The following is a 12,904-nucleotide window of genomic DNA, read 5'->3' on the forward strand; positions in this document are numbered from 1 at the left end:
TTTTTGCTTCTTCGGTACTTTTCTTCAAATTCGTTGAAAGCCTTATTATATAGGCGTTTCATCGAAAATCATGGCATTATGCTTCATCAACTTTTCCTCATCAGGGTTTTGTGATCATCAATCCTCAACTACTATAAAAACAACGAGGGTGAAATGATGATACTTTAAGCATTAGCTCCCATTTCTCGTTAGGCTTGGCCAAAACAATCAGGTCAAAAATTCCTTGCAGGTTTCCCACAAGAGTTTTTTAACGTATTGTATTGAAAGCAGAATAAGGGTTTCAGATTCCAGACTACTTTTTAGGCACAACGCTTATTTATGCTTGCTTTTACCAGTTTTGCCAAAATTTATTTAGGCTACAGTATTGATACTGAGAGAGCTTTTTACATCCTTTCTTACTTTGCAAACACCCTCATATGCCAACTCTACCAATTTCTGAAGCAATAATTCGCCATAACTCTAATTCCTCATCTTACAGTCGTGGTGAAGATTATTATCGTAGAGATGCAATTGCAGACCTGAAAAAACGAGGTAATCTAATTCAAGCAGCAGTAGAAGGAAGCGAAATTAGACCCTATCAAGTCAGTATCAATTTTGATGCAGCCGGCATTACCTCAGATGATTGTAACTGTGATTACAATTATGATGGGTGGTGTAAACATATTGTCGCTACTTTATTATGTTGTTTACGTAAATCAGAAACAATTACAGAACGTCCCACATTAGAACAGTTATTAAATTGTCTTGATATTGTTCAAACCCAAAGATTATTACAGGAATTAGTAGAAAATCAGCCAGAACTAATTGATGAAATTGATAACTTTGTCAGTTTAATAGATTTGCCAAAACCAGCTAAAAAGCAACCATCTACCCCACAACGGAATATTGATGTCAAACCATTTCGTTCTCAGGTCAAGCGGATTTTACGAGATGGATTACAAGAATTAGAATATGGTTCAGAAGATAGTGAATTTATAGATGAATTACTAGCTATAGTTGAGGAAGTACAAGAATTTGTAAGGAATGGAGATGGTAATAATGCCGTTTTAATTCTGGAAGCTATCACCACAGCTTACACCGAAGAATGGAATGAATTATACAATTATGGTGCAGACTGCTTTTCCATAGCAGAGAATCTTGATATCGCATGGACAGAAGCAATTTTATATGATGCGTTAATGCTATTGGCAGATAAATGTGATGAACCTGAAAAATATATCTCAGATTATTTGCATTTGATGTTGGCAGAACAATATTTCTTACGTGGTGATACGGAAGATGCACAGGATAGTTTGAAAGAGATATCAGAAGAATTTGCAAATAATGGCGCTATTGGTTGGGGTTGGTCAAGTTTTTTACGGGGTGAGAACGAGAAAGCTATTAAATATTATACAGATGCCCTAAAATCATTGAAAAAAGCCACAGGCAAACGCCAAATATATTTTAATACAATTGCTGGCTTATTCTTTATTTTAGCACTGTTGAAAGATGGTTCACCAGAACGCCTCAAAGAAGCAGAAAATTACACCAATATCATGATTCGGCAATCAGATCATTTTCTTAATTCAGTTTATATAAGACTGAAAATGATTCTGCAAGTTCAGCAAGGTGATATTACTCAAAAAGAATTAATAGTTAATGCTCCCATTCCTTCCTTAGAAAAAGAAAATAGTTTAGAAACATTCTTTTCTTCTCTATGTCTGTACTGGATGGATGTGGATGCTGCAAAAAAACAATTACCAGATTTATTAGAACCATTGTACAGGAGAGCGACCTGCTTTCAGCAGCGCTTCGCTAACGCATCCGGTCATCACTGGTTAGCAATGGAAACCGCAGAACTCCTATCCCGACTCAAACCCAGCAGCAACTACCAACAACAAGCACAAGCAATACGAGAAGACAACGAAGTTGAAACCATCATAGATATCATCGAACCCCAAGAAGCTTGGGAAATGTGTCTTAATGCCCTAGCAAACCTGCAAAAAGAAGCCCCAACACCCACAAAACCCCAATCAGAACTACGTTTAGCATGGTTCATTACCTTCTACCCTAGCCAATGTGGTCTGCAACCCAAAGAACAAAAAATTAGTGTCAAAGGACAATGGAGTAAAGGTCGTCCCATTGCCCTCAAAAATCTGAGCAATAATTTAAGTGAGTATGATTATCTTACTCATCAAGATATTCGGGCTTGTAATTGTATTGAAACTTATGGCGATGGTTATTATGGCAAAGTTAACTATCGCTTCAACGAAAAAACCATCCTCGCATTAATTGGACATCCCTTAGTTTTTTGGGAAGATAACCCTAATATCCGGGTAGAAATAGTCAAAGGAGAACCAGAACTACTCGTTAAAAAAGAAAAACAAGGTCGTCTCACCTTAGAATTTTCACCCAAATTAACATCACAAAATATCATCAATATCAAAGAAACCCCCACCCGCATAAAAGTCATTGAAATTACACCTGAACATAGACGTATAGGCGAAATTTTGGGTAAGGAAAATAAACTAAACGTCCCCATCATTGCCGAGAAAAAAGTTCTAGCAGCCATCAACGCCGTTTCCGGTATTGTCACCGTTCATTCTGACATTGGTGGAGGAGTAGAAGGTGCAGAAGAAGTACCCGCCCAAACTTTACCCCATATTCATCTTTTACCTGCCAATGCAGGTTTGAAAGTTACCCTGTTATCACGTCCTTTTGTCCAAGGTGGACCTTATTTCCGTCCCGGTGCAGGTGGAGAAACAGTCATTGCTGAAATTGAAGGTAAACGTTTACAAACTAGAAGAAACTTATCAGAAGAAAAACAACTTGCCCAAACTGCCATTCAAGCTTGTCCCACCCTCAGCACAGAAGAAGAAGACAGCGAATGGTTAATAGAAAACCCAGAGGACTGTTTAGAACTACTTTTAGAACTACAAGCATTAGGAAACAGCGTAGTTATTGAATGGCCAGAAGGGGAAAAACTGCGGGTTAGTCATAATGCAGACTTGAAAGATTTTAACTTATCAATTCAACGTCAACAAGATTGGTTTGCTGCTACTGGTGAATTGAAATTAAGTGCAGATTTAGTATTGGATATGCAGCAACTATTGGAACTCTTAGAAAAAACTCCTAGCAGGTTTATTCCTCTTGGTGATGGTCAATTTTTAGCTTTAACCCAAGCCTTTCGGAAACGTTTGGATGAGTTACGATTATTTTCCGAAAAACATGGTAAAGGGATGCGTTTTCACCCCTTAGCAACACTAGGGTTAGAAGATTTTGTAGATGAAGTAGGGAAACTCAAAGCAGATAAACATTGGAAAGAACATATCAAGAAACTCAAGGAAGTGCAAGACCTTAAACCAGAACTTCCATCTACATTCCAAGCCGAATTACGAGATTATCAGATGGAAGGTTTTTGTTGGTTGGCGCGTTTAGCACATTGGGGTGTAGGTGCTTGTTTAGCTGACCAAATGGGACTGGGTAAAACCGTGCAAGCATTAGCTGTTATTCTCAGAAATGCCCATCATGGATCAACTCTAATTATTGCCCCAACTTCCGTTTGTATGAATTGGGTAAGTGAAGCAGAGAAATTTGCCCCAACTTTGAATATCATTCAATTTACAGGTTCTAACCGCCAAAAATTACTAGATGGCTTACAACCCTTGGATATGTTGGTTTGTAGTTATGGTTTATTGCAGCAGGATGAAGTAGCACAAATGCTGTCTGGGGTGCAGTGGCAAACCATTGTTTTAGATGAAGCTCAAGCTATCAAAAATATGTCTACTAAACGTTCCCAGGCGGCGATGAATTTGCAAGCTAATTTTAAATTATTGACTACTGGGACACCGATTGAAAATCATCTGGGTGAGTTGTGGAATTTGTTCCGATTTATTAATCCTGGTTTATTGGGTTCTTTTGAAAGTTTTAATCAACGTTTTGCCAATCCTATTGAGAGATATCAAGATAAACAAGCACGAAATAAACTCAAAAAATTAATTCAACCATTTCTATTAAGACGTACAAAAAATCAGGTGTTGGAAGAATTGCCTTCTCGTACAGAGATTTTACTTCATGTGGAGTTGAGTAAAGAGGAAAAGGCATTTTATGAAGCTTTGCGTCGTCAAGCTATATCTAAATTGAGTGAAAGTGATGCAGATGCAGGACAAAAACATTTGCAAGTTTTAGCAGAGATTATGAGGTTGCGTCGCGCTTGCTGTAATCCTAGTTTGGTGATGCCTGATACTGAGTTATCTAGTTCTAAGTTGCAACTTTTTGGTGAGGTGTTGGGTGAACTGTTGGAAAATCGCCATAAGGCTTTGGTGTTTAGTCAGTTTGTAGATCATTTGCATATTATCCGTAATTATTTGGATAGTCAAAGTATTAAATATCAGTATTTAGATGGTAGTACCCCAATGAATGAACGGAAAAAAAGTGTGGATGCGTTTCAAGCTGGGGAGGGGGATGTGTTTCTGATTAGTTTGAAGGCTGGGGGTACAGGACTGAATCTAACTGCGGCTGATTATGTTATCCATACAGACCCTTGGTGGAATCCGGCGGTTGAGGATCAAGCTTCTGACCGCGCCCACCGCATTGGCCAACAACGCCCGGTGACGATTTATAGGTTGGTAGCAAAGGACACTATTGAGGATAAGATTGTGGAGTTACATCACCATAAGCGGGATTTGGCGGATAGTCTCTTGGAAGGTACGGATATGAGTGGGAAGATTTCTACTGAGGCTTTGTTACAATTGATTCATGAAGGTTAGGTTTTTAGGTGTTAGGGGATGGTAGTGGGGAAGGCGATCGCTTGTTGAAAGAGAAAGTAAGAAAAGGGCGATCGCACAATACTAATCTGCCTTATATTAAAATGTCAATCATCACTCAATACAGAGAGGTTAGACTGTGCCTAAAAATAGTAGATCACCAAAACAACAGCTGAACGCATTAGAAAAATGGCTGGCTTTAGAGTGGAATAGGCCGGAAAGATCCTACAATCCAGATGTCCGAGATTTTTTGTCAGCATTGCTTGATTATCCTAAAGATCATGTTGTCACAGAGGATGCAGCCGGAGGAGGGTATGCAGATATTAAGCTTTTAACCCATGAAAAAATCGCTTGGGTTGTGGGTGATTTAAAAAAAGATGATAAAGAACTGACTACAGAAACCGGACGACAAAAGCTATGGAATCAAAAGCGCAAATATGTTGAAGGTTTAACTCGCTATGTTGTATTTCTTACGGCTCACTATCTTTGGATTGTTATACCAACAGGTGAGGCTGTTCAAGGTTTAGAAAATCCAATTTATTTATCTGATATTACTTTTGAAGAATTGAGAGAAACACTCAAATTTCTTTCTTATTCACAAGCATCTCACAATAATCAATGGCAAACTTTTATTGAAGGAAACCTACCTTATATTTATTTAAAACTTGATACAAATGATACTTTAAATCAATTGCGACAAGATTTACAAATTAGTTTTACAGAATTAAACGCTGCCGCAGAAGGTGTTATTGCAGCATTAAGTAAAAATTATGAATATTTTAAGCAGCAAGAAAAAGAAGCTGAGGGCAATTTAGCATCTGCGACGAAAGATAGTAGAGAGCGAGCAATGATGCGCCTCAAACGTAAATTTAATTTTGAAAGGCATTTATGTGAGGATATTTTACCCCAGTTTGAAGCTCAATATGGGCGAGAAATAAATGCAAAAGATAAACAAATACAAGAAAGAATTAGGGAGGCATTTGCGGCTGATTCTGTAGCTGTATTGATTGCACGAGTTTTGTTTCTACGATTAGTAGAGGATTTAGAATTAACCAATAAACGACGACTTTCTAATGGTGGTCCAAAAGATTGGTCAGCGTTTGTTGATCACCTAATTGGAGATGCAAAGGCATTAGTAAAACTGGTTGCTGAGGACTTGGGACGGCTGTATCATGAACCATTTGAACAAAATGTGTTTGATTGGATTTATGAAACAAATGGAGCATTAAATGAAGCATTACAACGTCTGATTCTCCGATTTAATGCTTATGATTTTTCGGGGTTATCTGAAGAAATTTTAGGAGACATTTATCAAGGATTTTTACCTGTTGCTAAACGAAAAAGATTAGGAGAATTTTATACACCCCCTTCAATTGTTGATTGGTTATTAGAACAAACTGTTTTCAGTCACGCAGAAGGAAAATTACTAGATCCATCTTGTGGCAGTGGTTCATTTCTCGTGCGCTATGTTCATCGCTGTTTGGAAGATGCAAAAGCGAGAGATTTAGATATAGATTTTGTATTGCAAGAGCTACAAAAAAATGTTTGGGGGTTTGATCTGAATCCATTTGCCGCTTTCATCAGCCACTTTCAATTAATGTGGGCAATGATAAGATTTAAACCTTCTAGAAAACAAACAGATATTCCCAATATTTATGTTTATAACTTAAATAGTTTGCTTCGGGATGATGATTTGGTTTCGATTTTAGGAGAAGATTTTTTATCTCCTGGATCATGGGAACGCGATCGCAGTCAGTGGAAATACATTCTCGGAAATCCGCCTTACATTCGTGCCGAACGGGTAAAATATGGCGAGGAAATGAAAGGACTATGGCAACAAGTCTGGGGACAAAATGCTGATACAGGCTTAGTTTTTCTCTATCGTTCTTTGACAGAATGGTTAGAACCGAATGGCTTTTTAGGCATGGTGGTAAGTGGTGGTTATGCTAACTCAGAAGCTGCCGCAAAGGTTTGGAAACTGCTTTATCCAAGACAAAATGCGGCATTAAGAAAAATAGTTTGGCTAGAATTTGCTGGAAAACAGTGGGATGCAAATGTAATTCCTATGTTGTTAGTAATTGAAAAAACATCAGCCCAAGAAGATGATGAAATTGAAGTTTATGTACCATCAAAATGGCCAAGTAATGAACAATCGGTGAAAATTAAATACAAAGATTTTTTTGATGCCAAAATTAGTCCAAGAATTACTGCTATTGATCCCAGTAATCCCGCAGAAGCTTTGTGGGGAGATTATTTGTTACCATTGGTGCATCCTCATGATGTTCCAATACTAAAAAAACTTTATCCAAACGGTAATGGTGGAAACGTTGTTGAGTTAAAAGAAGCAGTTGCACGACAAATCAGCCGAAATAACCGCCCATTTTGGTTTACCTATGGCATTCAAAGAGGTGGAACAGAAGTGACCCCAGAATCTACAGGAGCAAGTGCTGTTCAAGTCATTGCTGGACGCAGTATATCAATGGGTTGGGCAGGGGAGTTTACTGGTTGGGTTGATCTTGAAGCTGTTAAGAACAGACCCTACGGAAAACTTAGTCTTTGGGCTGATCAAACTTATGATAATTTTCTTGCAGTTGCTAAGTTTACTCTTGCTCCAACTTCTGCTGTAGTATCTAGCAACAGCAATGAGCAAATTTTGGCAGCAATTGATACAGTTATCGTTGCCTTGCCTAAACCTGACGGACCATCAATAGAAGCGGTTGCAGCATATCTGAATAGTAAAGTTGTTCGTTTCTATTGGGCTGTAAGACTACGTTCAGGAGTATTAGAAGGATCTTCACGAACAACTTTTTATCCTCGAACACTTGAAGCTTTACCCTGGTTAAAAAATTTAGAACCTGATATAGAACAGCAATTAGTAGATAGTTATAATAATCTAGCTCGTTTAGCCGCGATCGCTAGAAACAATCCCAATGAGTGGCTATTATCAGAAGTAGAAAAGCAAATTGTCACAAGTCGCTACAGGTTAAGCGATCGCAGTTTGGGTTTAAACTTTTCTAACTGGAGTCAAGAAGACGTATTAGCAGAAGAATTAATCTTGGATAATAACTGTATTCGCACAGGTTTGTTTTCCATAGAACTGGTCAATGCTGATTTAGCAGAATTAGTTTATTTACTCTTAACTAATAGCACTGATGAAACTATTTCAAAAGTGACCATTCAAAAATTGAATGTGCCTCAAGATTATACCACTTTGATGCAAACCTATCGCCAGCGATTTGCTGATTTTCAAAAAGTTGAATCCGATTTTTTCAATGCTCTTCACCAAATTGATGAAACTGTTTACACCATGTTTAACATCACTGATGAAGAAAAAAATCATATTGAAAACCGTCTTGCCAGTTTCCCATTAAACAAATTACAACCTCGATATCCCTGGCAAACAGTTAGACCCCGATCCATCAAGGCATATACTGAAGACCGATTTGCATAAATGTATTGACTTGAGTACATCCAGATAAATTATCCTAAATTGTAGGGGCATCATAAAATTTGCCCTTGCACTTGATTACACCCAATCAAAAGTCCTACTAACCGCCTTCTTCCACAACTCACAATAACCTTCCCTCTCCACATCATCCATGTTCTCTTCCCAAGTCTGATCTAAAAGCCAATTTTCACTTAATGGGTGGCAAGGTGGCTAAACAGCTTGTTTCATAAGGGATAGAGCCTGAAAGCCACGTTGAAAAAAGAGGCGTTTATAAGGTATAACAATTATAAGCGATCGCTCTCATATTTAACATTAAAAAAAATTTACAGAATATGATTATTAACAATTACCTTCTAAAATCTCTATAAGAATGTTCCAACCAATAAATAATCCAATACTACTCATTGCGATCGCAACATCTGTCTCTCATTCCCAGTCTGGAGACTGAGAATGGTTTTTGAAAGGTTCTACCTTTCTTTTTTATCTCACGCAAAGACACAAAGGAGCAAAGATAAGAAGATATTTTTAGGCTACTCCATAATCTGTATAGGGGCGTTTATAAGGAGGATGTAAACCTAGTACAATATCTTCTTTAGGTACTCCCATTTTTACTAAATCTGCGGTGGGATTTTCTTCTGTGAGATTTTGTTGTAACCAAACTTTGCCGTTGTTAATATCTAGGTGTATAACATTCCGATAAACACGATTTAAAATCTAGAGAATAGGTTTGTTTGTACCTGAAACCTCCAAGAGTATAATTTAAAAGCACTAGATGTCTACACCGATTTATCACATCACCCACATTGATAACTTAACCTCCATAATCACCAGTAGGGGATTGATAGCAGTTCTCGAATATATTTCGAGAACATACAAATGTTATTGATCATGTCCACAAAAGAAGATGATCTCATTGCCAGAGCGGAACTGTTGCAACAAGCGATTGCGACTTTGCTTCTTATGATTCAACAAATTAAAGCGGCGGGGGAAATCGCGCCTCCTGGTTGTTCTGTTTCCCGTTATCAAGCACGGGGTAAACAAGGGGTTTATTGGTACTATAAGTTACACGCTTCTCAACCCATTTTCCCTACTTCTCAACCAGGCAAGTTAACTAAATACAAGCATTTAGGGAAGGCTGGAAGTCCTGCTCATATTGATGCGGTTCTCTCGGTTGCTCGGAGGACTCAGGTTGATTACTTACAATCATGTATTGATTCTCTGCGACAAAACTGGGCTGACTTATACAACAGTCTCAAGGAGAAAAAGTAAGTCTCTCAATTTTCCTTGTTCTCGCAATTAAAACGCGAACTCTTTTCTCTTGATCTTACCCCTTTTTTTCCTTAACCGAACAGTATTGGATCAGGGATATGAAACTAAAGTAGTTGAGAAGAGGAAATTTACACATTGGTTTTGGATAGTTCCTAAAAAAGAGACAATTAGAGTTAAACGTCCAGATAAAAAAGAAGATTACTATACTGTTTCTTTACAAGAAATTATTGACAAAGCTAATGAATCAATTGAACAAAGCATTAAAAATATAAAACAGGGAATAAACCAATATTTAGATGAAGACTTCAAACAACGAGTTAATATATTTTTCAAAGACCTTGATATTTACTTAAGTAACTACCGCGAAAGTTTAATTCAATCACAGCAGGATCAAAAATTGCAAGTTGAGGAGAAAGAAAAATTAGTTACTGAACTTAATTACTTATTCTCTGAATCAAGAGAAAAAACCAAAAAAGCTGATGCTTTTTTACAATACGTAGGTGATTTAATAAGGAATAAGTAATGACTAATCTTTTTTCTCCTCAAGAATCAGGTAATTTCCAACAAAATACAGGTTTTGTAACTCCATCTACCCAAACCTTAGAAAAACTGCAACGTCGAGTTCCTGTTGTGGGAGATAAAGCCATTATTGACTTAATAAATGGCATCCAAATTAACAAAGAAATGCTCCGCTATCGCAAAAATAGAGGATGGTTTGGAAACCTAATATCTAAACTAGATGGCAGTGATAATAAACGCCAAATTCTATTAGATGGTAACTTAATTGCAGGACAAGAAGCACTAGCTAACTGGGTTTTAGAACTGACTGACTCATTAAAAATTAGTCAAACTGCCTTAGAAATTACTCAAAACTCATTATTAGAAGCTCGTGATGCTATTCGTCATCAAAAACAACGACTGCAAAAACAAGAAGATGCAATAAATAAACTGAGTGAACAATTCAATCAATTAGCTGAACAAGTACATCAAAGATTGAATAATATAGAATCACGAATCCGTAAATTAGAAGTACGAGTAGCTGCTAATGAAGACTTAGATCATATTATCACAGCTTGGGCTGCTGGACAAACTTACAGTCAACTACCTTGGGCAATACAAATTGCATTATTAGCACGGGAAGTATTCAGCAGTTCAGTAATTAACTATGAATTAGAAACAGGAGATAAAGAACGGTATCGGCAATTATTAGTTAATAAAATTATCGCTCATTCTAAACAATTACCTAACAGTTTTTTTGGAATAGGTGATTTATTAGAACAAACTTGGATTTCCATGAATAATGATGATAGAGAATTAACTGCTGGCTTATTAGAAATTCGTTCTATTCCTCAAAAAAGATTAACAAATATACCTCATTTATTTGTCATTGGTACAACATTAGAATTAGCAACACTTCCCGAAGAAGTTAGACCAAATAAACCTGCTCAAAGTGCAATTTATCTGTGTCGCGCTCAAATTGATAGTATTTCTCGTACCACCGACGCACGGGAATTTATCACCACTATTGTTGAAGAAACAGCAAACGATTGTCTAACAATAATCAATAATATTTCTAATTAATAAATATGAAAACAGCTAACCCGACATTTGGACTCGTACTCACTGGAGGAGGTGCAAAAGGAGCATATCAAGCCGGTGCATTAAAATATATTGCAGAAATCGGATTAGTACCACATATTATTGCAGGAACTAGCATAGGCGCTCTAAATGGTGCAGTTTTGTCATCTTATCGCCCTTTTTCCCAAGCAGTACAGCAGCTTAACGAATTTTGGAAAGAACTAGCCGAAGCTGAGATTTTACGCCCCAATACAGGTACAATTCTCCGCACACTTAGTTACACTACTCAAACCTTTGTACCCATACTGCGGGAATGGATGCTTCATTTCCTACTAGAACAGGGGATATTAAAAGATTCTACCGCAATTTTTGACCCTGCACCCATTGAAAAACTATTAAGAGAAAAAATCAATCCTAACAGCCTAAGAAATGGAATTGAGTTATGGGTTACAGTATTTCCCAGCTTGAAAATTCCCGGTTTAGGTTACGACTGGTTAATTAATTTTGTTCGCGCACACACCGGGACAGATGCTCACTGGCTTTGTGTACAAGACTTCACAGATGATGAAACAATTCATAATCTTCTTTTAGCTAGTGCTGCTCTTCCTTTAGCATTTCCTAGTAGAGAAGTAAATGGAAAATCTTACGTTGATGGTGGGTTAGCTGATAACGTTCCTTTAAAAGCTTTAGCTGTGCGTGGCTGTACTCATGCAATTATTATTCACTTGCAAAATGGAGTAACTTGGAATCGTCATGATTTTCCAGAACAAACTATTATTGAAATTAGACCAGAACAGCCGATTAATAAATCAAATATGCCAATTATAGGTTTAATTGATAGTTGGTTAGACTTCAGTTTTGAACGAATTACCGAACTCCAACAGCGTGGATATGAAGATGCACAACGTTGTTTAACTCCCATTATTCAAACTTTAACCACTGTCAAAAAACAACGTCAGACTCATGATAGACTGGTTAACTCTACACAGCAGCTATTGAATGACCCTCCCCTATAAAAAATTATCGCCAATTCAGTTAGAAATATTTTCTGTTATTAAAGGTTTGCAACAATATCTTGTAAAGGCAACATTAATGTTAAAGGTTCTATCGGTGAGGGCTTAAATTTATGTTTTAGATAAAATTGTTTAGCTTCTTCATCTTTCGCATGAACTAAAATACATCGTATTCCTACAATTTTGGATGCTTGTAGAACCCGAAAAATTGCATCTCTTAGTAAACCAGATCCTACACCTTGCCCTTCCCATTGTTCATCAACAGCCAACCTACCAATGATCATACAAGGCACTGGATCTGGTGCATTTTGCTTGACTTTTCTAATAGCCACTGAGTGATATACACCAGAACTTGCCAAACAGTAATAACCAATTACTTTATTTTCACAAATTACTACATAAGTTCTAGCAGTATCCCCCTCATTCTTTAAAGCTTTTTCCCTCAACCAATTATTTAAAGTTTCTGACCTTGATTTGAATTGTGATATATCATGGCTAGAATTAATTGGTTGAGGAGCTTCTATAATTTTCGTCTGTGCCATTCTTAATCCCAAGGTGATTTAGCAGCCAAAAACTTACGTAGTTCCTCATCTACTTGAGGTGGTGCATCTAAAATATCAATAAATTCTTGATATTTCTTTTCATCTAAAGCAAAAAAAGTTTGCTCACAAATTACTTTTTCTGCTTCTCTACAAGCGACATCTAGCATGAAATCAGAACGAGTTTTACCAAGAATTGATGCAGCATAATCAATTAAATTACGCTGTTTTTCTTGAACTCTAATATTAATAACCTGATTGCGCCCAGGATTATCCATTTCAAAGGAAGCTACCATTTTAGTTTCCTGAATT

9 protein-coding genes and 1 pseudogene are annotated in these 12,904 nt (G+C 37.1%); 7 read left to right on the forward strand and 3 right to left on the reverse strand.

The features are described from left to right. The first annotated feature begins 416 nt into the window (after positions 1-416). The gene (locus tag WJM97_RS11035; RefSeq protein WP_353933066.1) at positions 417-4,748 is read left to right on the forward strand and encodes a DEAD/DEAH box helicase; all 4,332 of its coding nucleotides are present in this window, start codon (positions 417-419) and stop codon (positions 4,746-4,748) included. A gap of 136 nt (positions 4,749-4,884) precedes the next feature. Then, the gene (locus tag WJM97_RS11040; RefSeq protein ID WP_353933067.1) at positions 4,885-8,196 is read left to right on the forward strand and encodes an N-6 DNA methylase; all 3,312 of its coding nucleotides are present in this window, start codon (positions 4,885-4,887) and stop codon (positions 8,194-8,196) included. Positions 8,197-8,718: 522 nt separating this feature from the next. Here the strand turns inward: WJM97_RS11040 and WJM97_RS11045 are convergent. After that, positions 8,719-8,904: pseudogene (locus tag WJM97_RS11045) on the reverse strand (element excision factor XisI family protein); the annotation flags it as partial. Between the two features lie 61 nt (positions 8,905-8,965). Here WJM97_RS11045 and WJM97_RS11050 point away from each other — a divergent pair. The 5 genes from WJM97_RS11050 to WJM97_RS11070 all read left to right on the forward strand — a co-directional run bounded on the left by WJM97_RS11050 (position 8,966) and on the right by WJM97_RS11070 (position 12,056). Then, positions 8,966-9,079 carry a DarT ssDNA thymidine ADP-ribosyltransferase family protein gene (locus tag WJM97_RS11050; RefSeq protein WP_353933068.1) on the forward strand — a complete coding sequence of 38 codons (114 nt, stop codon included), beginning with the start codon at positions 8,966-8,968 and terminating at the stop codon, positions 9,077-9,079. 2 nt (positions 9,080-9,081) lie between these two features. After that, complete coding sequence (locus WJM97_RS11055; RefSeq protein ID WP_353933069.1) at positions 9,082-9,462, forward strand: hypothetical protein; 381 nt, start codon at positions 9,082-9,084, stop codon at positions 9,460-9,462. Positions 9,463-9,547: 85 nt separating this feature from the next. Then, complete coding sequence (locus WJM97_RS11060) at positions 9,548-9,985, forward strand: hypothetical protein (protein WP_353933070.1); 438 nt, start codon at positions 9,548-9,550, stop codon at positions 9,983-9,985. Continuing rightward, positions 9,985-11,043 carry a diguanylate cyclase regulator RdcB family protein gene (locus WJM97_RS11065; RefSeq protein ID WP_353933071.1) on the forward strand — a complete coding sequence of 353 codons (1,059 nt, stop codon included), beginning with the start codon at positions 9,985-9,987 and terminating at the stop codon, positions 11,041-11,043. The genes WJM97_RS11060 and WJM97_RS11065 overlap by 1 nt, the downstream gene beginning before the upstream one ends. A 5-nt stretch (positions 11,044-11,048) precedes the next feature. Further along, positions 11,049-12,056, forward strand: a complete 1,008-nt coding sequence (locus WJM97_RS11070; RefSeq protein ID WP_353933072.1) for a patatin-like phospholipase family protein — start codon at positions 11,049-11,051, stop codon at positions 12,054-12,056. A gap of 38 nt (positions 12,057-12,094) precedes the next feature. On the opposite strand, the gene WJM97_RS11075 is transcribed toward WJM97_RS11070, so the two are convergent. After that, positions 12,095-12,595, reverse strand: coding sequence for a GNAT family N-acetyltransferase (locus tag WJM97_RS11075; protein WP_353933073.1), 501 nt, complete (start codon positions 12,593-12,595; stop codon positions 12,095-12,097). 2 nt (positions 12,596-12,597) lie between these two features. Further along, complete coding sequence (locus WJM97_RS11080) at positions 12,598-12,888, reverse strand: DUF1778 domain-containing protein (RefSeq protein ID WP_353933074.1); 291 nt, start codon at positions 12,886-12,888, stop codon at positions 12,598-12,600. Between the last annotated feature and the right edge of the window lie 16 nt (positions 12,889-12,904).

Origin of the sequence: Okeanomitos corallinicola TIOX110 (assembly GCF_038050375.1) — a bacterium.
GTDB lineage: Bacteria > Cyanobacteriota > Cyanobacteriia > Cyanobacteriales > Nostocaceae > Okeanomitos > Okeanomitos corallinicola.

What these genes read in the sequence shown, in the direction of transcription:
- WJM97_RS11035 (WP_353933066.1), top strand. Translation starts at nt 417, where the DNA reads ATGCCAACTCTACCAATTTCTGAAGCAATAATTCGCCATAACTCTAAT.
- WJM97_RS11050 (WP_353933068.1), top strand. Translation starts at nt 8,966, where the DNA reads ATGTCTACACCGATTTATCACATCACCCACATTGATAACTTAACCTCC.
- WJM97_RS11055 (WP_353933069.1), top strand. Translation starts at nt 9,082, where the DNA reads ATGTCCACAAAAGAAGATGATCTCATTGCCAGAGCGGAACTGTTGCAA.
- WJM97_RS11065 (WP_353933071.1), top strand. Translation starts at nt 9,985, where the DNA reads ATGACTAATCTTTTTTCTCCTCAAGAATCAGGTAATTTCCAACAAAAT.
- WJM97_RS11070 (WP_353933072.1), top strand. Translation starts at nt 11,049, where the DNA reads ATGAAAACAGCTAACCCGACATTTGGACTCGTACTCACTGGAGGAGGT.
- WJM97_RS11075 (WP_353933073.1), bottom strand. Translation starts at nt 12,595, where the DNA reads ATGGCACAGACGAAAATTATAGAAGCTCCTCAACCAATTAATTCTAGC.
- WJM97_RS11080 (WP_353933074.1), bottom strand. Translation starts at nt 12,888, where the DNA reads ATGGTAGCTTCCTTTGAAATGGATAATCCTGGGCGCAATCAGGTTATT.